Origin of the sequence: Fibrobacter sp. UWH5 (assembly GCF_900142505.1) — a bacterium.
Classification (GTDB): Bacteria; Fibrobacterota; Fibrobacteria; order Fibrobacterales; family Fibrobacteraceae; genus Fibrobacter.
Genome location: NZ_FRBB01000003.1, coordinates 134,426 through 159,347, shown reverse-complemented (window position 1 = coordinate 159,347; position 24,922 = coordinate 134,426). Strand labels below are relative to the sequence as shown.

Genomic DNA, 24,922 nt, shown 5'->3' with positions numbered 1-24,922 from the left:
CCGAATAGTTCCATCATCCCTCCTTCTTTGGCGGCTCGGAACCCGTGCAAGGGTCATCCACTTTGTTGGAGAGGGGGAACATGGCGATATTCAGTGCGTAAACTCGGTCGGCGCGTTCACTCTTGCGGGCGAACTGCAGAAGTCCGCGGCGGAATTCCTCGATGCGGTGGCGGATTTCCGGCAGATCGGACTCGTCTGCGGTAAATACCACGCTGGAAATGTCACGGTCTTCGGGCTTGTGGCGGTCGATAGATTCCAGGGCCAGTTCCATGGTATGTCTATGGAAGTCGCGGACAGCGGTGCTTTTGACTTCGCCGCCGGTACTGATAATCTGGTCGGTAATGTTCCATCCGCCGTTGCCGTCGGGTACCACCAGGCCCAGCTGCTTCATGACGCCCAACGCGTTGCGGGCTTCATCCTGGGAAATGGCGGGATTCAGGTTGGATGCCAGCTTGTTGATGTCGCTGGTGTCCTTGGTAATGCCGATAAGGGCGCGTAGAGCTGCGCATGCCCAGCTGCCGAAGTAGGAAAGTTCCGGTGTAGAGAGCACTCGGGTTTCCAGGGAGCGCAATTCCATAAGGCGGTAGTACAGTTCGGAAAGAGCCTGCTTTGCCTTGGTCTTGTTAAAGCGGTAAAGTGTCTTGAAATATTCCGCACGGCGGTCGTCGAGTCCGCAAAGGCGGATGAACACCGGCAAGGTGCTTTCGTTCAGGTGTCCCTCTTTCTGGAACACGCGAACAAGCCAGGCCGGGTCAACACCGGTCTTCTGGCCAAGATAGCGGTATGAGGTGAAAGGATTGTCTTTTTTCGTTTCGACAAACCAATCTCTCAAAAACTCACGATACTCTAGATACTCTAATACTTCGGGCATGTTCATAAATCTAAACAAAAGTAGTTACATAATGCCACTCTGGAAACCGGGTGTTGAGAAATGCCGTTGAAAAAAATACAACGAAGTGTAAAAGTGCCTTTTTTTTGGAAAAAACTACAACTCAATCCCTGTTTCGCGTTCGGTGACCGTGCAACAAGCCGCCTTGAAGGTCTCGGGGGAGGCTATTATGGTTACAGATTCCTTGGCGCGGGTAATGCCCGTATACAGAATTTGGTTCGTTAATAGGGGGTGGCCCTTCTGCTTTGGGAGGTACATGGTTACATGTTTGTATTCGGATCCCTGGGATTTATGGATGGTGATGGCGAAGGCGCTTTCAATGGCTTCTTCTGGCAAAACCGCAATGGGATAGAATACATAGTTGTCCCTTTGGATGTTGGAATCCTGAGGTGGCGCTTTTTTTAACATCAGGTAGGGAGTATGCCCATCAAAAACTACAATACCGGTATCACCATTGTACAACTTGTACATTTCTTGGTTCTGGGTGATAATCAAAAGTTGACCGGGGAAATATCCGGAATCCTGAATGGCTATAGTTTCGGTGGGTTCTGTTTCTCGCGCAGTCTGTTTGGATTTCTTCCAGAGGCTGCGGAGTTTACTGCAAGCTTTCTTGTTCAGGTTTTCAACACCGCGGGGGCCGCGACGTTCTGCCGAAAGCATGCGCTGGGTGAGGCTCAAGTTCCAGAGTTCATCACGGAGTTCTGTTTCGCCAGTGGCCTTGTTCGGGTGAACCTGTTCTGCTAACTGGGAAAGTTTGCTGAAGTTGCTGACCCAGGCATTTACGATTTTTTCGATGCGTTTTTCCTCGATCTTTTTGGCGGTCTTACATTCGCTTTCGGATTCCAGTCGGTAATATGAAACCAAGTCCTTCATCTTTTCGGAACCGTTGTCTGCACTAGACATTGTATCGCCTTCGGAACAGAGGGCCGGATGCAACAGGAAATTATGGGGCTTGAAGTTGCCGATGTCCTTGGTTTCGGCTACAGTCTTGATTTCGTGAGCCAGGCGTCCGATGAGGGAATCATCGGTAAAACGGTTTGATATTTCTAGTTTGACAGTAAAGTTGCGAGCGCTGTTTTTGGCCTTTAGGATTTCTCCCAGAACTGCTCCCGAATCCACAGAGGGCAACTGGTACGGATCACCAAGAATAAAGAGACGTGCACCTTCGGGAATGGCCTGCAACAGGGCGGCGAACATTTCAATATCGATCATGCTGGCTTCGTCAATGACGAAGATGGAATTTTTGGAAAACTGTTCATTCTTGTTGTAATGAAAGTCGCCTTTTTCTCGGGAGAATTTCAGCAAACGGTGAATAGTGCTGCTTTCCAGATCCTTCAGCTTCTTGAATATGGGAGCGCCTTCTTCGCTTTCACGGATTTCGTCGTTGATGGCGGAAAGACCATCAGAAAGGCTTTCTCGCATACGGTCTGCAGCCTTGCCGCTGGGGGCTGCCAAATAGATAGACCAGTCCAGCATATCGCTGTTAGATTGCAATAGCTTCCACAGGATGTAGAGAACCACGGTGGTTTTACCCGTACCCGGGCCACCTGTAATAATCAAATTCTCAGAAAGTCCGCGAAGGATTGCCGTTGCCTGTTGTTCATTGACCAGGAATGGTTTACCGTTTATAGGCTTTCTAATTTTTGAAATTTCATCAATGCATTTCTTGATTGATGTAGCAGAAGGGTTGCTGCCGTTCTTGAACAGAAGTGCTGCCGACTTTTCAATGAGACATTTTGCATTGAAATGCTTGGCAAAATAAAGGTAGGGCGTTACGCCGGTGGTGATGATAAATGGCTTAGAATAGTTATCATTGTCAATGGCTTCGTTTACCAGGCGTCCTTCTACGATTTCAGAAAATTTTAGGCTCTTGAATTCGGAGATTCCCGCGTCTATAATGTCCAAAAATTCATGCGGTGCGTGGAAGTTGTTTTCGTCTATTTCTGTTTCAGAAGCGCTGATGCTCAATTGCACAAGGCCTTGCCACTTCTTGGACCACATTTCAAAAAATTCTTCGGCGATAAGAGGCAGGCGGGTATTGCCATCGTCCAGCAACGAAAAGCAGAGTGCGAGAAACTTCTGTACCTTCAGGCTGATATCCGGCTGAATGTCAAACAGCAAAGAGAGAAGGTGCTTGTCGATGGCGGAAATCCCACGCATTTCCTTTAATGCGTTGTAGAAATCTTCAAAGTTTTCTGTTTCAATAAAGTTCATTATGTTGCCTCCTACTTGCTCATCAATTTTTTGATTTCGCCATAGGCATTTTTAAGATCGTCATAACATTTCCAGGTCTGGGCGTAAATTCCCTTGCCTGTTCCGCCCTGGGTGCCGCGGACAAATGCGTAGTAGATGCCGCCGAAATGCTTGTTGAAGATTTCTTCTTCAGTCAGGTTTTCTGCAGTACCTTCTCCATAGAACTGTTTCAGCCATTGAATAAGGCAGTAGCTGTATAGCACTCGTTGAATGGAATAGTCTGCATCAACGCGTTCCTTTAAGGCTTCTGGTGTATAGCGATTTTCCTCCAGAACGTCGGATTTCCAGTCCAGAATGCTGTAGAGGTTGTTGCCCTGGGCATCAGTTCGCACGAACATCAAATCGATAAAACCCTTGCAGAATCTGCGGAGCTCTTCGGAGGTTCCTGCATTCAGGTTGAACTGCATTTCTGCCTTATGATTTTCCAGAGGAATTTCTGTTAGGGTGAAAAATTCTCCTGTAGCGCAATTTCCTGCGATGGCGGGTAGTTTTGCATTCAGTGTATTCCACAAGTAGGCAATGGCGATGTCAGTCCATTCCTTCTTGTGATTCCAAATAGGCAACGCCTCGTTCTTGAATTCTTCTTCGACGACATTTATGCATTTGGAATCTGCCAAGGCACTTTCTAGAGTAGGCAGCTGTTGTCCGATTTCAAAGAACTTGGCTCGTTCAAAGACATGGTGGATGGCGTTACCCAATTTGCTTCCGCGAGGGAACTTCTTTAGATTTTCTTCGTAGTGGCTCTGATAATCGCGAGATTCCTCGTAGGCAAGGGTACAATCTAGTGCATTGACATCAATACTCTTGATGGAGACCTTGTTCTTGCCTGCAACATCAGCCACAGAAGATTCTTCGTTGCCGTCTTGATCGATGGGAGTATCGTCTTCGTTGCTGATGCCGTTGTCGGCCTTGCCCGAAAGGGATGAGTAGGAATACTGCATAATGCAGGCCTGAGGCACATGCTTCTGCAGGTCTTCCATGATGCCTTTTTGTTCCTGAATCAGCTCTTCGATATTGTCTGTGGATTCCGCAGAGGAACTGTTTTTGCTTAATGGCTGCAGAATATATTCCCGTACGAGTTTTTTCTTTTCGGCAATGCTCCAATCGCTGTCTGTTTTTAGAATTGTGTAGCAGGGATATTCAAAAACGCTGTTTTCAGCATTTTCGATACATACGGCATTTTCACAAAATTCCTTATGGGAATCATGTAGAAACTTGAATTCTGGTTTAACAGAAATAATGGCTCCGCTCTTGTCCTTTTTGGTCCAGTTTTCGTAGCGAGGTAGCATTAGAATAGATGATGCTCGTGTAAAGTCCACGTAGAACAAACGCTTCCATTCTTCCAGTTCTTCTGCCTTGCGAATTTCCTTGGCGTCGCTGCCTAAGCCCAAATGGATTCCATTGTCGTCATGATACAGGAAGGGACCTCTAGAAAGATTATTCACGCCCTTGAATCCTGCCACAGAAATTACCACGGGGAATTCCAACCCCTTGGAGGCGTGAATGGTCATGACCTGAACGGCATCGTAGTCGGTTCCCTTTTCAACGAGGCTTCCGTCTTCATCGTCGGCGTCATCACGGAATGCAGCCAGTCCTTCCAAGTGACGGACTAGATCTTCCAGGGAACAGTTGTGGCTATAAAGGAATTCTACGGCGTAGTTTCCGATCTGACGGAGCTTCGCCAAATTTTGCAACTTGGAAATATCCATTAGACGTTGCTCAATCTGGGTGTCGCTATAAATACGCTCCAGCATTTCGGCGTATCGACGCTTAAGAGCCAAGTCTCGCCAGACATTCAGCAGTTTGCGTTCCCTATTATTGGGGTCGTCAAAAACCTTGCTGTCAACATAATGAAGTTCATCCATGCTGTGATCTTCAGAAGAATTGTCTTTTTTGGTAAAGACCGTCTTAAAGAAATCGGTAATGAGAACTTCACTTAAAAGTTTACGGTTCCATGCAGAAAAATCCGGAGCATTCAAGGCACGGAACAGGGCTATCCATTCGGCACATTCACGGCTGTTAAACAGGTTGTTGTCTTTGTAACGACTGAAAGGGATACCTGCGTGTCGCAGTGAATCTTCCATGACTTCCATTTCGCTGCGAGTACGGGCCAGTACGGCAAAGTCCTTGAAGGAAACGTTGCGGTATTTGCGACAATCTTTCTTGTCGAAAACCTGGAGCTTGGTCTTTCCGTTTTCGAAGGAACACCAGTCTACGATTTTTGCCACAGCGGAACGTGCGAAATTCAGACTGGAAATTTCGTTTTCGCTAATCCAGATTGGTGCAACTTCCTTGCCGCTTATCATAGGCGGAACTTTAACTTGGCTTTCGTTGGTAGGAGCACCAGATGGTTGGAATTTTACCAGTTCGGGAGAGCTTTCTGCAGGAGTAAAGAAACTTCCCTTGAACAGTTCGTTGCAACCTTCAATGATTCCCGTTGTAGAACGGAAGTTGTTGTTGAGAGAAGTTCCGTTGTTGATTTCCAGGATCGCTTCCTTATAGACGTTTACGTCGGCTCCCTGGAAACTATAGATGGATTGTTTTGGATCGCCTACCACAAAAATGGAATGACCTTCGACGGCCTTGCCCTGATCTTTCAAAAAGATTGTGCGGAAAATATCCCATTGCAGTTTATTGGTATCCTGGAATTCATCAATGATGGCGAAGTTGAACTGCTGACGCAACTTTTCCTTGAGATTGTCACTTTCGGTGATAGCCTTATGTACCGAAAGAATCATGTCATTAAAGGATTGCCTTTTGTCATCCTTCTTTGCTTTTTGCCACTTGTCAAAAAGTATGGGAATCTGCTTGCAGAGAAATTCCTCGTACTGGGCGCGATAAAGGTGTTTTGGGGCGCTCTTGATCAGTTCCCTGATTTCCTTGATTGCATTGAAATGGGGAAGGGTTGTCTCGGAGAATGATTTTGTTGTGAATGAGTGGCCGTTAAAAAGAAGGTCCTGACTTTCGTTGGTCCATGACTTGATTTTTTCGGTGAACTCCGTGGCTCTTTTTTCTGTATTAGAAACGCTGTCGAAAAAAGTCAGCTCATCTTCAAAACCGGGAATACACTTCAAATCGTTATAACAGGTGGCTTTAGAAATTTTTTCAAGAGCGCTTAGGGGGACCTCCTGACCATTGATTTTCGGAAGACTGGGCCCGTCTAACGGAATGATTTCGCCTTTTTTACAACAGCCTTTATAGTTGTTGATGGCGCTGACAATGGTTTCCGTTAACTGGTTGGTCAAGGATTCTGTTTTTTCAGATGCGAGAAGTTTCTGGAATTTTTCGTCATTGACCCACTGGTCGCGAATATACTGTTCTACCAAGGTGGTAACCGCGGCATCATCGATCATACCCATATCAAAGGGGCGGCCCGCGTCGTAGGCGTATTCCTTCAAGGCCTTCTGACAGAAGGAGTGGATGGTGAAGATCGCTGCGTTGTCAACATCCTGGTTTGCCTTGGCAAAAAGGGACAATACGTCCTTGGAAAGTTCCGGTTCGTCAGAGTCATCCTTGTTGATTTTTTTGAATTCAAGGACTTCGTTAATCTTTTTGCGGATACGGTCCTTTAACTCACCCGCAGCTTTTTCGGTGTAGGTGACGATAAGAATCTTTTTGAGAGGCGTGCCTTGACTAATCAGCTTGGATACCATGAGCTGAATGGTATAGGTTTTGCCTGTTCCTGCTGACGCTTCGATAAAGAGGCTGTGTTTCGGATCAAAATTTTTCAGATTGAAACTTTTCAATGTGTCGCTCACCTTATGCCCCCTTCTTCGTTGCGGATTTTGTTCCCTTTGCTGTTTTAGCAGGCTTTTCCGGTTTTTCGTAGGCCTTGATTTCCATAAGGGACTTCATCTTGGCCTTCGCTTCTGCCCACTGCTCCTTGAAATTCTCGGAATCGAATCCCACATCCTTTACCGGATCGAAAAGTGCTTTCTTGCCGAAGTAGGACCAGGGACCATCCAATAGTTTTCCTCTGTACTCATATATATCGTCGCTTTCCTTGATTGTGTCAAGAAGGTCTGCGGGGACAGCCTTACTGTAAGGCATCTTCCTTGTCTTTTCGCAACCGTAGGCTTCGCTGTATATACGTTCCAGCATTTCCCTAGCTTGAACGGGTGACATTTTTACAGATGTTGTTGCAGGGCCACCGATATTCTCGTCGCAAGAATAAATGGAAATGCCAATGGTCTGTTCCTTATTTGCCGAGTCCGGATGCTTTTCGCATTTAAGGGCGAGAAGGGCCAAGGCCTTGATATACGGGCTTAAGTATTTACTGAAATTGATTTTATCGGCAGTGCGGTTAGATGTTGTTATAGAAATGATTTCGGTAACATCTCCCAGTTCCTTGTTGTTGCACCAGTCCATGGTTCCGGAAAGGTTCCACTTGGTTCCGTCACCACGCAATAATTGCAGATCTTGCAAACGGTCTTTATACGTCCAGCCGTTGCGGAGTTCCTGAATTTTTTCTTCGCCCATCTGGCAAAGAATAAGGTTCTTTTTTACGTTCAGGTCTTTCCAGATTTTTTCACTGAAAATCTGGTCGGGCATCTTGCCCTTCAGCTGACTATCCCTCTTGAATTTTTCCAGTTCGTCTTCCTTGCCCGAAAGTTCTGCTGCCAGCATCATTTTCAGTAAGTTGCTTTCTTCCAACTTGTTAAAGAAAATCGGTTCAAAAAATTCTTTTTCGGGATCGTCATCATCTTGCTCCATCATCATCAGGCCGATTCGGAATTCAAATGGGTCTTCCAGGAATTTGCACAACTGGAACAGAGAAACTCGTTCGGGAATCTTGATGGCAATGTTCTTGATGTCAGTAGACTCGTCACCTCGAACTTTTATGTTGGTGCGGGCCTTGGCATTTCCGTCGTGGACCATGTCTACGTAAGCCTTTTTGTTACGGAGGCTTCTGGGCGTAAATAGTTCTGTAGTGTCGCGGGTCTCGTCCAGCGAGATTGATTTTTTATTCCATGCGATGCCATTCTTCAAAAGAAATTTCTGGATGTCATTGACGACGGACGTGGGGTAAAGTTCCGCATCCTTTTTAATGTCCTGGTCGACAAAGCTAATATGGAAGCTTTCGCTTACGCTCATGAGCTGACAGAGGAAGGCGTAGCGTCGCTTGGAGATAGGGGAGCCATCACCGGGCCAGGGGCGGCAGGATTTACGTAAGTCCAAAGTGTTCTGCTGCTTGGCTCCAGGGAAGTTGATGGAATCTCCACCAATAAAGAACAGGTGCTTTACAGGAATGATTCGGTTAGGGATGAATTTCATGAAGGTTATGCCATTCACGAACAGGTTACCGCAACTATATGCGGATCCCTGGGCTGCCGTAATCAGACTCTGCTCGATAATTTTCCATGAAATGGCCTCAATGCCGGTATCCAGCTGGTAGTGAAGATTTTCCACGGATTCCGTCACTCGCTTGAAGATGATGGATTCTCCTCCAAGACCTTCGGGAGCGCCAGTCATGGCGAGCCATCCGTTTAGGTGATCGTTCAGCTTATTAAGATCCGCAATTTTTCCTTGGGAACCGAAGGCAATCCAGTCTCTTAAATCGTTAATGGCTTCTACAAAGCGGCAAAGGCTGGCGTTGTTGCTGGTGGCCATATCGGAGTATGGTTTTAGCGAGTCTTCCTCGCCAGAGAACTTCACCAGATTTTTTGTCATCTTGGCCAAAAGCAGTCGGCGGACTCCGTCGAGCCAGTCCTGTTTCTTTGAACTGCGGTCGCGATAAACATTGGTTTCTTCAATCCAGGTTTCCCAATCGTTAACTTCCTCTTCCTTGATGCCGCGGGTTTGCTGCACTACAGGATTGCGCATCAAGCTAAAGAACTGGGGACGTCCAATGGAGTTTCCCTCTAAAATAGAGAACAGATCCTGTAGGGCGGTTTCGGTTAAAGAGCTGTGGGCCGGTGAATCAACAATGGAAAATGGAATATGAAGGTAGCCGGAATTGTTATGGCCTGCCACGTCAGAAACCTTTCGGTCGGGAGTCTGGTCGAATACGGTCTTGATGGCTGTGCGGTAACTATCTAAGTCTGGTGAAACTACCAGAATGTCATTGATGCGGGCTCCGCTCTGCAGAAGTTTGCAGATGCTGGAATGCAAAGCTTCCACTTCACGAATTTTTGTGGGAGCTGCCGTTAATGTTAGGCTGTTCTCTTCTGTTGCCCCTTCGCCGATAATGTTGGTTCGGTTGGCGATAGCGTACTGCAATTTATGCAATAGGGTGTCCTGGGGCAAGTCGCTTGCCGATGAAGCACTCCCATTGCTTGCGTCAAAATCGAAATCGTAATTTGCGGCCTGACACCACAACTTGATGTTGTCGCGGCCGGATCTTCCCCAGGTGCAGAGCAGTGTGTTTTCGGACTCCTCTTCGGCGAGATTCTGATATTCCGGGATGTCGTCTGGATCGGTCGCACTGACTTCTGCAACGCTATTTCCCGCTTCGCCAAGATTTACATCCATGCGGCGTTTAACGCTGTTCAGTTCGTTGCCATTTTCATCGTTCCAGGAACCGTTAGATGCAACCCACCTGCGAACAATCTTATCGCTGGCAATATCTTCCCAGAATTCCATACAGGGATTCTGGATGTAGGCAAAAACGTCGTGCTCCTCGGCAAACTTATGAAGAATCACCCGGTAGAACTGCCCCATACCAGATAGACCGAAAATGAACAGGGGCTGGTCCTTGATTTTTTCCAGATGGAATTTGGCGATGCCGTTTTCATCGAAGCAACTGTAGTAAAGGAAAGGGATGGTCAGATAGGTAATCTGGTCATCATTCTTGCGTTCTGCCTCTTTCTTAAAAACGCGGGTGAGAAGGGAGTCCTTGTTACCGTGCTGGTGAAAAATGGCGGAGTACAATTTCTGCTGCCATTTTTCGCGGACCGCCACGTCTCCATTGCGGTTGCCTGTAAAGAAAGGTTGTAAATCTCCCTGTTTCCACTTATCGAGAATCCCATCGGCTGCACTGCCATCGGCGTTCTTCACAAAATCTCTGGGACGGCTCGTCTCGTATTCCAAAAACAATGTGGCGATTTTCTGTGCGAAATCAAAAAGATGGGTCTCGTCCAGTTTGCCCTTGCCGTCTGCGTCTTCCACAATCAAGTACCGACGGACTTCGTCGCCCAGCTTTTCGTAATTGTAGGATCCTCCTTCTTCCATTTTCAGATAGGCGAGAATCACATTGCACAGCATATCTGCCGTCAGCTTCTTTTTGCTGTTGTCGTCACCCACCAGAATTTCCATGAGGAATCGGTCGATCATCATGGTGCTGAGGCCAGCCAGAGCGCCCTTCTTCTGAATCCAGCGGAGCCTGAACCACTGTTCCAGTTTTGGATCCGGAAACACGACTATTGGACATACGAAAGGGTTCTTCCAGCTGGTGGAAATGGCGTCGATCATTTCGTCGGCGAGGTTCTCGAGATTCAGTGCGAATTTTAAGTGAAGCATAGTGGGCAATATATTTTATAAAAAAAGGATTGTTCTATTTGATTATCGTTTTCAGCCCCGATTTTGTCAAATGATTTGGGAATCTGCAGGTAAGGAATGCTAATTTTTAACGAGAAAAAAGGAGTTTGCCCATGAGGAACGCTCGTGTACCTTTTATTTATGTCACATCACTTCTTGCGATGTTCTTTTTTGCCTGCGAGGATTCCACCAGTGCGTCCGGTTCTCAGGATGAACAGAGTCGTGTAGATACTGTCTATGTAAGAGACACCGTCAACATAAAAGGTGATACCATTCGCGTAAAAGGTGATACGGTCGTTGTAACCAAACAGGATACCGTTATCAAAAATGGCGATACCGTAGTGGTCTCCAAGAAAGATACCTTGGTCGTGAAGGGCGATACCGTTGTGGTGACCAAGAAAGACACCTTGGTTTTAGATGGTGATACCGTAGTTGTCCGTGATACACTTTATCTTCGTGATACGGTTTACGCCCGTGACACGATTTTAGATACTCTTTACCTTGCGGAAGAAAAAATTCTTCAGGAATGCGCCAATCATAAGTTTGATGAAAAGTCCCAATTCTGTTATATGGGTAACGTATATCCCCTGTGCGGAGGCAAAACCTATAATCCCGATAGTGCGACCTGCGTGAATGATGTGACGGTCCTTGCCTGCGGCGGTACTGTATACGATAAGGCCAAGAAGATCTGTTATAAGAACAAACTTCACGATCGCTACGTCCGTATGGGTAAATTCAATTACGAATATTTTGTGGATGATCGTGACGATCAGTTCTATCGCAGCATCCCCATCGGTAATCAAACCTGGATGGCTCAAAATTTAAACTATGCCGTTGATAGCAGCTGGTGTGCTGGCGGTATCGCCACGAGTCCCGATGACTTTACTCAGGGCGATTGTGAAAAGTACGGCCGTGTGTACAGATGGGCTAGTGCCATGAATATCCCTGATGAGTATAATGAGATTAGTGCCGTAGGAACCGTGGTGGATACAACCAAGGAATATCAGGGAGCTTGCCCCAACGGCTGGCACGTTCCCAATCACCATGAATGGTATGCCCTCGAAGATTACATTTATACCAACATAGACCCCGATTCTTCGCATTCTATATCCGAACACCTGAAGTCTGATAGCTTGTGGGTCGATGGCTATGGTTGGATGGGTTCTGGCGATGACCGTGTGAAAGTTGAAATTCCGAAGGGAATTAACTCTGTAGGGCTGAATATACTGCCTGTAGGAAGTTTCATTTATTACGATTCAAAAGTTTACCCTTCGTATTTTGGCCAGGATTCCCGCCTTTGGAGTGTTAACGAAACGTACAATACCGGAGTCTATGTGGTGTTCTTTAGCTATTCCACCGATTACAAGACCCTGAAGTATTATAAGGGCTCTGCGGCTTTCAAGAATTGGGCTTGGTCTCTCCGCTGTTTAAAGAACAATAATTAAGAACGTAGGGCCCAAAAAACATCTATTTATAAGGGAAAATTTTATTCGTTAAACATGGAACGTCTAATCTTATACTAGATTAAAAGGCGTAAATTATTTACCGTAAACTCGGAGTTTTATTATGGAAATTAAATGGCGTAATCCTGATGCAAAGTTTGATCGTCTGGTTTTGGCTGGCGATATCGGCGGTACCAACACCAACCTTGGCGTTGTTGGCTACAAGGATGGAAAGTTCACCTTGATTCTCGAAACCGTATGTCCCTCCAAAGACATTGACGGTCTGGATGCTCCCATCCGCGAAACCCTTAAGCTGGCTGCAGAAGCTCGCGCTGACCTTAAGGTGAGTCACATCTGCATTAGCGCTGCCGGTCCTGTTGCCAATAACAAGTGCGTCATGACCAACCTCCCTTGGTCTGTGGATGGCGATGCCATCTCTGCTGCAACGGGCATTCCCACTCTCGTGATCAATGACTTCATGGCTATCAGCTACGGTATCCCCACTCTGGACGTGGACGATCCGGAACAGATCCACAAGCTGGTCCACACCGACGGATCCACTCCCGCTCCCCAGGCAGCAACCAAGGCTGTGATTGGTCCGGGTACCGGCATGGGCGTTGGCTTCCTGGCATTCGACGGTCAGAAGTACATTCCCGCTTCTTCTGAAGGTGGCCACTCTACTTTCGCACCTTTCGACAAGGACTCCCAGGAATTCCACGATTACATGGAAAAGAAGCTTGGCGTTGTTCCCGGTGTAGAACCTCTGGTTTCCGGTATGGGTCTTCGCAACATGTACGAATGGTGGAAGGAAACCCGCGGCGTTCCGAACAACGAATACTTCCAGAAGATCGAAGAGACCGAACCCAACGATCGCCCCAAGTACATTTCCCGCGCCAGCGACAACGATCCGGTGGCCGCCGAAATGATGCGCCTGTTCGTAAAGATGCTGGCCCGCTTTGCTAGCGACGCTGCAACCCTGTTCCTCCCGCTGGGTGGCTTCTACCTGGCTGGCGGTACCGTACAGAAGGATCTGCGCTGGCTGGAACGCGATAACCTGTTCATGCAGTACTTCGAAAAGAACTATAACCCCAACATCCGCCCGCTTCTGAACAAGATTCCTGTGTACGTGATCAAGGATTATAGCATCAGCCTTTACGGCGCTGCAAACGCAAGCCTGAATCTGCAGAAGTAAGCGGTCACGCGCAGCGTGTCATCCTGAGCCCGTAGAGCGAAGGATCTAGCTAAAAAGTCCCCGATCAATCGGGGATTTTTTATACAAATTGCGATTTGTTTATGCTATTTGTATAAAGTCCGTTCGGTCTCAAGATTTTTTGTTTAAATTGAAAATAAAGAACTTCAAAAAAGGAATGAATTATGGCTGTAAAAAAGTCCGCTGCTAAATCTGCTCCCAAGAAAGCTCCTGCAAAAACTGCAGCAAAGAAAGTTGCCGCAAAGCCCGCTGCAAAGAAGGCTTCTCCGAAGGCTGCTGCAAAGCCTGCTGCAGCTGAAGAATCCGAAGGCTTTGACATTGAACTGAATGCAAACCCGGCCATGGGTGCCATTGTTGTCGAAGCTCTCAAGAGCGAATACTTCGAAAATGCCGCCGACGAAATGGAAGCTTTCTTCTCCAAGGAAGAAGTGAGCGATGTGGATGTTCAGTCCCTGCTGTTCAAGGTGTTTATCCAGGGAACTATCGCTGGTGCCGCTATTGCCGCTGACGAAGCCCAGAAAGGCTTTGAAGACGTCAATAAACTGCTGAAGAAACTGTCCAAGAAGTAACTGCTCAAAGTAACTAAAAAAGGCATTCCGTTTTATCGCGGAATGCCTTTTTGCTTTTAGTAAAGTTTTGCTTCCCAGGTTATGGCGTAATCGTCGTTATCTTCGTCATCTAGGAACGTTTCCGTATCCTTGATGTATCCGATATCCTTTGCTGACATGCATCGGCCAGAACTGACGATTTCGTCTTCTTCGTCATCGCCTGTCTGGCTGATAACGACGGGGCAAATCCTGATTTCGTCAATGCCGCGGACAACCGAAATGGGGTCAAAGGAAGTCGTATCGCGCCATTTCTTTTCTTCAAGTTCTAGGGGTAGCACTCCCGTTGAAAGGGTGTTCGCCTTGACGCTGTCGCTGTACAGTTCAACCTTGAAACGAACCATCGGGTTGCTGGCCTTGTCTGACTTCTGCTTAAAGGACTTCAGCGTAATGGTGATGTTCTTGTTTTCCTGCAGGTAGTAGACTTCCACAACGGTATCCTTGGGTGTCACGTTGCTAGTATCTTGCGGCGTGACGTTGCCCGTAGTGTCCTTTGAACCATCGTCGTAGGTGTATTCGCCCTTGTCGTTGTAGTACGGATTGGAAATCTGCGGACAGTCGTAGGAACCGAATTTCTTGTAGAAATTGGAGCAGCGTTCCTTGCTGTAGGCTGCCAGGCAGTTATACAGATCTACGCGGCCCAAGTTGGCTTCCAGGGAATCCAGGAGACCTTTTTTAGGACCCTTGTGTTCGCTAAGAATTTCATTTTCGGCCTCGATAACACTTGTTTCGCTACAGGCGGAAAAAATAACGGCGGTAGATGCAATTGCAGATGCTACAAGAAGTTTTTTGATAAAATTAAATCTCATAATTCCTCCTTACTTTAGACTCAAATCCACCATTACGCGCCATGAGGGCATGCCACCATGGTTAATGGCGTGGAATCTATGATTGTCTTTGGTGGAACCAGCAGCGAGGAGTACCTGGTATTCGACAGAGATGTATTTGCAGTCGATGCCTGCGCCGGCCCAACTGCTGAACTCCCAGTCGTCTACGTAGAAATTGCCTTCAACAGTGTAGTTTTCGTAGGCCGGATAAAGTCCTTTACTTTCAAGAACGGCCAGGTCTTTCTTCAGTTCCTTGGACGGATGCTTTACGGTATATTCGCGAGTTGTATTGATCTGGTCGAAAATGGACTTTGTGATATCCCCTGCAAGGCTGAGGAAAATGAACGTTGTGTGGCCGGTGTGAGCTCCGAATTTCAGTGTAAGAGGAGCGTCAACGGCGATGTCATGATAGTCTACGGTAAGCTTGTTGTTGACGTCAAATTGGGTTTCCTTGTATGTGATTCCGTCCTTGATTTCGTCATTCTTTGTGAATCTTGCATAACGGTATATGGCGCCAAGGCGTCCCTGCAAGGCAAAGAAACTGGTAAAGTAGTATCGATAGAAAAGATATACGCCAAAGTTTCCGTCCCAGTCGCTGTTTTCTTCGAGATTGCCCAAACGCTTGTCCTTGGCTCTTCCTCCGATAAAGGAAAGACCGAAGTTGTAGGTGATCGAGGCGATGCTGTCTCTGATGGCGTTCTGGGTGCTGTCGTATTCCGCGACGCTCTTCTTCTTGCGCATGGCCTTGAAGCGGTTGGCGTAAGTCTTCTTTTCGGTGAGAGTCTCGTCTTCAACCTTGTTTGCTGTGTCTGCAACTGCTGCAGTGGTCGCCTGTGTCGGGGTGCCTCTCAGGATAAATGTCTGCTGACCGGGCTTCGTGTTCAGTACCGCCGGATTAACTGTAGTTGCCTTGGCTGCCGGCTGTGCTGATGCTTGTGTTGCGGGCTGTGCAGCCGGTTGAGGGGCGGGCTGTGCTGCGGGCTTGGCCTCAGGTTGCGGAGTCGGTTCTGCAACAGGTTGAAGTGCGGATTCTGCCGGGGGAGTGGGAGCTTGTTCCGGTGCGGCACTGGACTGCACTTCCTCAAATGCACTTTCAAGGTCAGACTGTTCTTCCTGCGGAACTTCGGCCTCGGCGGTCTGTTCTTCGGCGTTGTCTTCAACGGCTTCTGTAGAAGATTCTGCTGCGGATTCTTCTTCAGCAGTCTCGACAACCTGTTCTGCCTGTTCTTTTTTCTTTTTCTTCTTCTTGGATTTCTTTGCCTTTTTGGCACTCTTTGAGGTCTTGGACTTTGCCTGTAGAACCTTCTGTGTCTTCTCCACAGATGTTGCCGGCATAGATGGCGCAGCCAAGACGACCGCAGCCATGAAGGCCAAGAATGTCAGTATTTTTCGAATTAAAGCCATTTGAAAAAACTCCCGAGATAAGCAAAAACTACCACTAAACTTACGCAATGTTGGCTTGTCGTGCAAATGTTTTTTCGAGAAAATGTCCTTTTTCCCGCATTTTATCCCTTATTTTTGATGAATTTGACTCGTTTATTCCAAATTGGAGTGCTTCTTGGGTGTCATTGGTCACATATAATGGGTGACTGCTCTCTATTTTGGGGGTAAATGCCTATTTTTAACGTAAATGGAGACGCTTTTTTATGAAATCGCTTAATTGTGTTTTTTTGTCTGTTTTGTTTGTCCTGCTGTTGGTAGGTCAGTCTTTTGCTGCGCTTAAAGATACCACGGTCAGTAGTAAAAAGTACAAGGTCATTGCAACGTGCGAAAACTTGGTGGAATTTTCCAGTTTGGTAAACACGGTTGTTTGCCCGTCTGGTTATGACTATGTGTATGGCGACAATAAATGCCAGAAAAAAGGCTCCCTTATAATAAAATCTGAGGCGTCCTTCCCCAATGCCGGGCTTAATGCGATTGTGACTGGTCCTATTGATATGACCTGTACCGAAAACTTTGAGCCGATGGGTTATGAAAATAGTGGTCGTCAGTATGTTGGTAATTTTAATGGCCAGGGATATCCTATCCGTAATTTGAAAATCGATAGTGATGATCAGAATGTGGCCCTGTTCGGTGTGATAACGACAGAAGCTGTGATTGAAAATGTGGTTCTTGAAAATGTGGAAATTAAGGCTACGGGTATACAGGAAAGAGGAGGAAGCCGCCCCATTAGTGTGGGTACTATTGTCGCATGGCAGGAAGATGGTACGGTCAGTGGATGTTATGCCTCCGGCTCTATTGTTACAGATGGTTTGGCTCAGAGTGTTGGTGGTATAACAGGCTATGCAACTGCTGGTACGATAAAGGATTGCTTGAGTTCTGTTGAAATTCATAACTTGAGTAACGCAAGCTTTGTGGGCGGTGTTGCAGGAACCCTTAGCAATGCAAAAATTGAACGTTGCGTGTATGGGGGCAATGGCGTTTACAATGCTGGCGATGGTACGTTGGGCGGCCTTGTGGGGCAGAAAATCGTGAGTACAGGATCGATTGCGAACAGCTACTATGACAATAAGACTGTTGATAAACCTGTCGGAAACGAAAATAACGGTTCCGGTAGCGGTGTAGGTCTTCCTGATGTAAATACGTCAGAAACCGTTGAAAATTTGAATGAAGGGTGTGGCGAAAAATGTATTTGGTCTAACGGATCGGACAATATCACCAATACCGGTATTTCCAACGATAATGTTGACAATACTGTGTACACGATCTATTTCGCTGCCGGTACAGGTTGTGCATTCCCGTCAGGTGCCATTACTTCCAAGGCTTTGAGGTTTGATAGTCCGATTACATCTACCGGTATTACGGAACCTGTTTGCGACGAGAAGAAGTTTCTCGGTTGGTCTTTGAATGCTTCTGCTACAAAACCGGATGAAAGTCTGGGCGAGGTGTCTGGCTCTAGCACGGTGTATGCCGTGTGGGAAAACTATGTAACCGTGACCTTCCATTCTAATGGTGGTAAGTTTGCTGGTGACAAGACTGAACTGGCTAAGAAAGTTGCCAAACAGTCTGTGATTGTCTCTTCTGATATTGAAATTCCCTCTAGAGCTCCTGAAGGCACCGGAGAAGATACGAAGTATTTCTCATTCAAGGGCTGGGCTTTGACAAGTGATGCTGTTGATGTTCAGAGCCTTGGTGCGGCTGAGGGTGATGTTAATGTTTATGTTGTTTGGGAAGAGACGAAGATAGTTTATTACTCCGTCATCTATGATGTGAATGGACATGGTGAAACTCCGGCTATTGATCGTGTGAAGGAACATTCAACGGCTTTTAGACCCGAAGATCCAATTGCTGATGGTTATAAGTTTGATGGTTGGTACACCTCTGCCGATGGCAAGGGCTTGCCTTATGATTTCGAAAAAACGGTTTTGAATGATTTGAAATTGTATGCAAAGTGGGTTCCCGTCAGCTACGCCATTCTTTATGAATTGGGTGAAAATGGCGTGAATAATATTGCTAATCCTGTGTCCTATACGATTGAATCTGCAAACATTATTTTGCAGAATCCGTCCAGGGATGGTTATGATTTTATTGGCTGGTATGACAATGCTGACTTTAATGGCGAAGCCATTAAGACGATTCTTACCGGTTCCTTTGGTGATAAGAAATTCTATGCCAAGTGGAGTGTGAAATCCTACTACGTCTACTATGCCGAAGGTACTGATGGCGTCGGTGAAGTTCCTGCCGCACAATTGGTGAATCACGGGGATTCCGTTAAGTTGGCTGGAAAAGTCTTCACGAGGAATGTCTACAAATGTGATAAGGATGGTAAAAATTGCTCTGTACAAACGACAGTCAATCAAATTGGTTGGTCTCTTTCTGATGGTGGTAAAAAGGTCTATGATCTTGAAAGCTACTATAAGGGAAATGCATCTGTTACGTTGTATCCTGCCTGGGATGAAAGCGCTTTGACGTTGTATGCCGTTACTTTCAAGATTGTTGGCGCTGCGTCGACTGACGCTGCTGAATATCTGGAAGCTAGGTACCTAGATGTGTCTAGCGCTTCCGATGTGAATGTCAAGTATCCCGCAATGTTGATTCATGATGGATATGAAATTACTGAAGTGTCTTCCAGTGATGTGACGTTAGATACGAAGACGACAAGTTTTGTGATGCCGAAGAAGAATGTTGTAGTGACAATCAATGTTGCTCCCAAGAAGTTTAAATTGGCTTGGAATCTTGAAGGTGGCAGTGTTGCAACGGCAGGAACTGCAGCTGGTGAAGTTTCATATGGAACTTCCTTGAATGCTCCGGTTGTTGAAAAGGAACATTATACTTTCTCTGGTTGGAATCCGAGTGTCCCGGAAACGATGCCTGCAGAAAATGTTTCCTATACGGCTGTGTGGACCGAGAAAACGATTGATGTGACGGTTAATCTCGGAGGAAATAAGATTACGGTCACTGTAAGTGAAGATGCTTCAAAGGATGAAATTGAAGAAAAGATTAACGAACTGCTCCGTGATCCGAATTCTGACTTGAAGGTTCCCGAAAAACCTTCCGATGATGATTTCGTTTATGAATTCAATGGTCATTGGAAGGAAGATGGTGGCGAATATGTTCCCGAATACGATGCCATTTCTCGTGAAGACCAGAATATTCATGTTGTAGTGGGTGGTTCTCAAGTTGATGTTACCGTCAGAAAGGATGATTCTAAGGAAACCGTTAATCAGAAAATTAACGATGCTGTGAAGGATGCCGGAATTGTAGTTCCCGCCAAGGATGGCGATGGTTATAAGTTCAATGGCGAATGGGAACAGGATAAGGACGGTAATTATGTTCCTGTTTATGATGTTGTAACAATCAAGGTGGTTGTTGCTGGTAAGGAAATCGATATTGATATCAAGAAGGGTGATAGCGCCGATGACATCAGCGATAAGATTAATGATGCTTTAGCTGAGGCCGCCAAGACTGATCCTGCCGTTGTTGTTCCTGCCAAGGATGAAGCTGGTCGTGATTTCAACGGCAAGTGGGAAGACGCCGATGGCGACGACAAGTACACTCCGGTGTATGTTGTACCTGATGACAGCAAGGTCATTGAAGTTGTTGTTGGCAAGGATACCATCGAAGTTGTTGTTCCCAAGGATGCTTCTGACGAAGAAGTTGAACAGAAGATTAACGAAGTCGTGATCAAGCCTGTCGTTGGCGACAAGGATGAAGATGGCTTCCAGTTCAATGGCGAATGGGAACAGAATAAGGATGGCAATTACGAACCCGTCTACGAAAAGACTGTCCAGGCTGAAGTTGCAGGCAAGGACATCCCCGTTGACATCAAGAAGGGCGATAGCGCCGATGACATCAGCGATAAGATTAATGACGCTGTAGCTGAGGCTGCCAAGACTGATCCTACCGTTGTTGTTCCTGCCAAGGATGAAGCTGGTCGTGATTTCAACGGCAAGTGGGAAGACGCCGATGGCGACGACAAGTACACTCCGGTGTATGTTGTACCTGATGACAGCAAGGTCATTGAAGTTGTTGTTGGCAAGGATACCATCGAAGTTGTTGTTCCCAAGGATGCTTCTGACGAAGAAGTTGAACAGAAGATTAACGAAGTCGTGACCAAGCCTGTCGTTGGCGACAAGGATGAAGACGGCTACCAGTTCAATGGCGAATGGGAACAGGACAAGGATGGCAATTACGAACCTGTCTACGAAAAGACTGTCCAGGCTGAAGTTGCTGGCAAGGACATCCCCGTTGACATCAAGAAGGGCGATAGCGCCGATGACATCAGCGATAAGATTAATGATGCTTTAGCTGAGGCCGCCAAGACGGATCCTACCGTTGTTGTTCCCGCCAAGGATGAAGCTGGTCGTGATTTCAACGGCAAGTGGGAAGACGCCGATGGCGACGACAAGTACACTCCGGTGTATGTTGTACCTGATGACAGCAAGGTCATTGAAGTTGTTGTTGGCAAGGATACCATTGAAGTGGTTGTTCCCAAGGATGCTTCTGACGAAGAAATTAAGCAGAAGATTGAAGAAACCTTGAATAATCATGATCCCAAGATTGAAGTTCCTGAATCTGAAGATGGTTTCGAATTCAATGGCGAATGGAAGAAGGATGATGATGGCAATTATGTTCCTGTTTACGAAAAGGAGATTGTCGTAGTCATTGGAAACACTACTATCAGCGTTGTTATCGACAAGGATGATTCTGATGATGATGTCAATCAGAAGATTAACGATGCCGTTGCTGAAGAAGTCAAGAAGGATTCCTCCATCGTCGCTCCGTCTATCGGCGACAAGGATTCTGTTGGTAATGAATTTGATGGTAAGTGGGAAAAAGATGAATACGGCAATTATGTGCCTGTTTATTCAAAGGCATACAAGATTGTCTATGTGATGCCTTCAAATGCGGTTCTTTCCAGCGACGTTTCAAAGTACGTTCTTGGTAAAGGTGTGCAGCTCCCGTCTGCTTCCATCAAGGATGATGAATCCTGGAAGTTTATGGGTTGGTATGAAACTGAGGATTACGCTGGTCTCAGGGTAAAGTTTGTCGGTGCCGAAGCCAAGGGCCGAAAGACTTTCTATGCCCTGTTCCAGAAGACTGTCCATTATAAGGCTGGCGATGTATCCGGAAAAATGGAAGTGGTGTTCAACTACGACGTAGAAAATTCGGATGAGGTCGTTCAGCGTGCCTTGATGGGTGTTGCTCCCGAAGGCTACACCAAGAAGGGTGTGGACTACGTCTTTGACAAGTGGGTTCTTTCTGACGATGTGTATGTGGCCAAGTTTGTGGATGCTTCCACTGGCATGAAGAACATTGCTGTGGCACGTCACTTTGGTGTCTCTGTTAGCGGTCGCACTCTGAACATTGTTGGCGCTAAGCAGGGCGACAAGATGCTCGTTGTTGATATGAAGGGCAAGATTGTGGCCCAGGACAGAATCAGCGGTGTAAACCACATTGTTGAACTGACTTCCGCAGGGAACTATTTGGTTCGCGTCAATGGAGTTTCTACTCGTGTGATGGTGCGATAAGATATAGGTTGGACTTCAAATTTCTACATTTGACTTTAATATGAAATTTGAAGAACTTCCTTTGGCAAATCCGCTGCAGCGTGCTGTTCGCACTGTAGGCTACGAAACCCCCACTCCCATTCAGGAACAGTCCATCCCCAGTTTGCTGGAGGGTAAGGACCTGCTGGGTATCGCCCAGACGGGAACGGGCAAAACCGCAGCCTTTGCGCTCCCTATTCTGCAGCGCTTACTGGACTCTGGTAGGTTCCGTCAGCCTAAAACTTGTCGCGCCCTGATTTTGCTGCCCACTCGTGAATTGGCAATTCAGGTGGAGGAATGCTTTAAGCAGTATGCCCAGTATACTGCTATTTCTACTGCCTGCATTTTCGGTGGCGTTAGCGATGTGAAGCAGAAGAACGTTCTTGTTCGCGGTGTAGATGTTCTGGTGGCAACTCCGGGCCGCTTGCTGGATTTGATTGGCCAACATGCCGTGACCCTCAAGAATGTGGAATTTTTCGTTTTGGATGAAGCTGACCGTATGCTGGATATGGGCTTCATTCACGACATTCGCAAGGTGGTGGGCATGCTTCCGGGCAAGCGTCAGAACTTGTTCTTCAGCGCCACCATGCCTAAGGAAATTTCTGACCTGGCTGCAACGATCCTCAGTGCAAATCCGGTTCGTGTGGAAGTGGCTCCCCAGAGCACTCCCATTGAACGAATTCGCCAGGAACTGTACCGCATTGATAAGCGTCGCAAGGGCGCCCTGTTGAAGGAACTTCTTGCTTCTCATGAAGAGATGAAGAAGGTGCTGGTGTTTACCCGCACCAAGCATGGCGCAGATAAAATTGTACGCGTGCTGGAAAAGGCTGGTGTCAAGTGTGCCGCCATTCACGGCAACAAGAGCCAGAATCGTCGTCAGGAAGCTCTTGGCAATTTCAAGGATGAACGTATCCGCGTGCTGGTGGCAACAGATATTGCTGCTCGCGGTATTGATGTGGATGATGTGACCCACGTCTTCAATTATGACCTGCCCAACGAACCGGAAACTTTTGTGCATCGCATTGGCCGTACGGCTCGCGCTGGCAAGGAAGGCGTCGCCATTTCTTTCTGCGCTCCCGATGAAGAACAGGATCTGCGTGCCATTGAAAAGCTGACCAAGGTGAAGGTTCCCGAAGGTGACAAGGCTATTTACGAAAAGTTGCCTGAACAGCAGAAGGAAACTCCTGAAAGCGAAATGCGTAATGCTCGCGGACGTTTACCTCGTGGTCAGAAGGGCGACCGTCGCGAAGAAAATCGCGGCGAAGGCCAACAGCCCGCAAAGTTCGACTGGCGTAAGCACCAGGCCGACAAGCGTAACGCCCGCGCTGCAGAACAGGCCCGCGAAAATGGTGAACAGCCTCGTCAGTCTCGAGAAGAGCGCCGTGGCAATCGTGCGGAAAAATTCGGTCGCAAGCCGGAACAGGTTCGAGGCGCCTCCAACCCGCAGAACCGTCCCAGTTCTCAAAATGGTTCCGTTCCGCAGAATGGTTTCGAAGGCGACAACCTGAACCGCCGTACCATCGGCAAGAATCGCCCCGGCTCCCGTGCCCGTAAGCGTATGCGTGAGGCTGCCGCCGCCAGCGCCGCCGCTCAAGCTCTCCTCGCCAAAGTGAAGTAAAGTTTCGCGACGGAAAAAACGCGACGAAACAAAGTAAACCACACTCCCTGACACATGAAAACGCAACCCTTGTCATACAAGGGTTTTACGTGGCTATGGATGAAAGCTTCCTCATCGGGAGAAAATCTTAAAAATCCTAGGGACTCGTAATGTTCAATCAATTTGTCGTTGGGTAAAGCGTATATATATCGTGCTTGCACGCCGGATTGTTTTTGGATTTGCTTAACTAACGGGATTATGAATTCATTGAATTCTGTTGTTCCTAATTTCCGGACGATGGAATATTTTTCCTTGTAGCTATTATTCACAGCAAAATTGGAAAGCTCTATTGCGGGGATTGTTGAAAAATGCTGAGAATTGTTAGGTAGGGTGAACAATCCGTTACGCAAACTGAAATAGCATACAATCTCATTGGTATTTTTATCCTTAACGAGATAAGTTCGATTTTTGTAGCTTGATTCTTCCTCGAATGCGTATTTCTTTAGAAATGACTCAAGATTTATCGCGTCTGGATGTTTGACTGTAAATTTTCTTGATTGACCTTCGGAGCGTTAATGACCTTGAGTAGGATGCGCTTTGCCATTCCATCTGGCATTGCGTCTAGTTCCTGTTGTTGGCTAATGCCCATCATGATTGACCTCGCTGGTGTATGTTACTTAAATTCGGATATACAAAACACAGCGAAAGCTGCTTCGCAAAAAAAGTACTTGCCATATTCTTGTCAAGGATCGTGACTTTTGGGTCAGGATTTTGCAAACAGTTGTTTGCATTTTTAGAGAATATGTACTACTTATCCTCGTTTTGTCTGTTTGATAATTTAATTGTCTCGGAGGACTTTGTTTATAATCGCAATTTGCCATAGAGCTTCACCTACTTGTTGTTAGCCTTGTAGTACTTGATTAACTTGGGAACCACTTCTTCAACGTTACCGTTGATGACGTAGTCGGCAATTGCGTTAATCGGAGCATTCGGGTCATTGTTCACGGAAATGATAATGCCGGAATCCTGCATACCAGCGATGTGCTGGATCTGGCCGGAAATACCGCAGGCGATATACACCTTCGGGCGGACAGCTTTATTTATAGGAGGGGGGAAGAGTCCCGCACCACCTAAAGGTGGCCATGTACACTAAGGCCTAAAGGCCAAGTGTCCAAAGGTCGCTCCAGCCCCGGCCCCACCCTTATAATCATTCCCTTCGGGAATAAAGTTTCGAAACCCACCCGGCCGGGTCTTCCGCTACCCCCTCTGCGGGGCTCAGTCGCCGCCCCGCAACGCCCTGCTTCTTTCACTTGTTCGTCTATATGCAAATAAAAACGAGTTACTGTCACTTTAATGACAATTAAATGAATTATATTGTGAATGTATAAGCATAAGAGGTTTTTATAAGGATTTGATGCATTTTTGACATATAGAGCTTTGCTCTTGTTCGTCACCTGAAATCGGCAAAATTTCACATCACGATAGAATGAGTAGCAGACGCTCACGTCCAGAAATGGGCGTGGGTCGTTTGTGTTTATTTCGTGGTAGGCTTTGCCGAGCCTCAGGTGAGATTGCACTTACGCACCCACGCTTTTTTTGTTTGGTAAAATGTGCAAGTTGAAGTTCTTTAGTCT

General features: G+C 46.9%; 11 protein-coding genes and 1 pseudogene. 5 read left to right on the top strand and 7 right to left on the bottom strand.

All coding sequences use genetic code 11. The features are described from left to right. Nucleotides 1-13 precede the first annotated feature (13 nt). From BUB38_RS04645 to BUB38_RS04630, 4 genes are all read right to left on the bottom strand, one after another. Nucleotides 14-871, bottom strand: a complete 858-nt coding sequence (locus tag BUB38_RS04645; protein ID WP_073157948.1) for a TIGR02147 family protein — start codon at nt 869-871, stop codon at nt 14-16. A 114-nt stretch (nt 872-985) separates the two neighbouring features. Beyond that, a complete protein-coding gene (locus tag BUB38_RS04640) occupies nt 986-3,103 on the bottom strand; it encodes an ATP-dependent DNA helicase (protein ID WP_073157719.1) in 2,118 nt (705 codons plus the stop codon). A gap of 11 nt (nt 3,104-3,114) precedes the next feature. Next, nucleotides 3,115-6,900 (bottom strand): UvrD-helicase domain-containing protein, encoded by a 3,786-nt coding sequence (locus tag BUB38_RS04635; RefSeq protein ID WP_254794876.1) that lies wholly within the window; start codon nt 6,898-6,900, stop codon nt 3,115-3,117. 1 nt (nt 6,901) lies between these two features. After that, nucleotides 6,902-10,600, bottom strand: coding sequence for an exodeoxyribonuclease V subunit gamma (locus BUB38_RS04630; protein ID WP_073157716.1), 3,699 nt, complete (start codon nt 10,598-10,600; stop codon nt 6,902-6,904). A gap of 131 nt (nt 10,601-10,731) precedes the next feature. Between BUB38_RS04630 and BUB38_RS04625 the strand changes: the two genes are divergently transcribed. From BUB38_RS04625 to BUB38_RS16255, 3 genes are all read left to right on the top strand, one after another. Next, nucleotides 10,732-12,063, top strand: a complete 1,332-nt coding sequence (locus tag BUB38_RS04625; RefSeq protein ID WP_073157713.1) for an FISUMP domain-containing protein — start codon at nt 10,732-10,734, stop codon at nt 12,061-12,063. Between the two features lie 121 nt (nt 12,064-12,184). Next, the gene (locus BUB38_RS04620) at nt 12,185-13,252 is read left to right on the top strand and encodes a glucokinase (RefSeq protein WP_073157710.1); all 1,068 of its coding nucleotides are present in this window, start codon (nt 12,185-12,187) and stop codon (nt 13,250-13,252) included. 182 nt (nt 13,253-13,434) lie between these two features. Further along, nucleotides 13,435-13,839, top strand: a complete 405-nt coding sequence (locus BUB38_RS16255) for a hypothetical protein (protein WP_083538295.1) — start codon at nt 13,435-13,437, stop codon at nt 13,837-13,839. A gap of 56 nt (nt 13,840-13,895) precedes the next feature. Here BUB38_RS16255 and BUB38_RS04610 read toward each other — a convergent pair whose 3' ends face one another. After that, nucleotides 13,896-14,684 (bottom strand): hypothetical protein, encoded by a 789-nt coding sequence (locus tag BUB38_RS04610; protein WP_073157707.1) that lies wholly within the window; start codon nt 14,682-14,684, stop codon nt 13,896-13,898. Between the two features lie 9 nt (nt 14,685-14,693). Beyond that, nucleotides 14,694-16,106 (bottom strand): hypothetical protein, encoded by a 1,413-nt coding sequence (locus BUB38_RS04605; protein ID WP_139258234.1) that lies wholly within the window; start codon nt 16,104-16,106, stop codon nt 14,694-14,696. A 266-nt stretch (nt 16,107-16,372) separates the two neighbouring features. Here BUB38_RS04605 and BUB38_RS04600 point away from each other — a divergent pair, with 266 nt between their 5' ends. After that, on the top strand, nt 16,373-21,673 hold the full coding sequence (locus BUB38_RS04600) for an InlB B-repeat-containing protein (RefSeq protein WP_073157701.1): 5,301 nt from the start codon (nt 16,373-16,375) through the stop codon (nt 21,671-21,673). 40 nt (nt 21,674-21,713) lie between these two features. After that, nucleotides 21,714-23,309, top strand: coding sequence for a DEAD/DEAH box helicase (locus BUB38_RS04595; RefSeq protein ID WP_073157698.1), 1,596 nt, complete (start codon nt 21,714-21,716; stop codon nt 23,307-23,309). Between the two features lie 870 nt (nt 23,310-24,179). Here BUB38_RS04595 and BUB38_RS04585 read toward each other — a convergent pair. Beyond that, a pseudogene (locus BUB38_RS04585) lies at nt 24,180-24,380 on the bottom strand (FAD-binding protein); the annotation flags it as partial. Nucleotides 24,381-24,922: the final 542 nt, after the last annotated feature.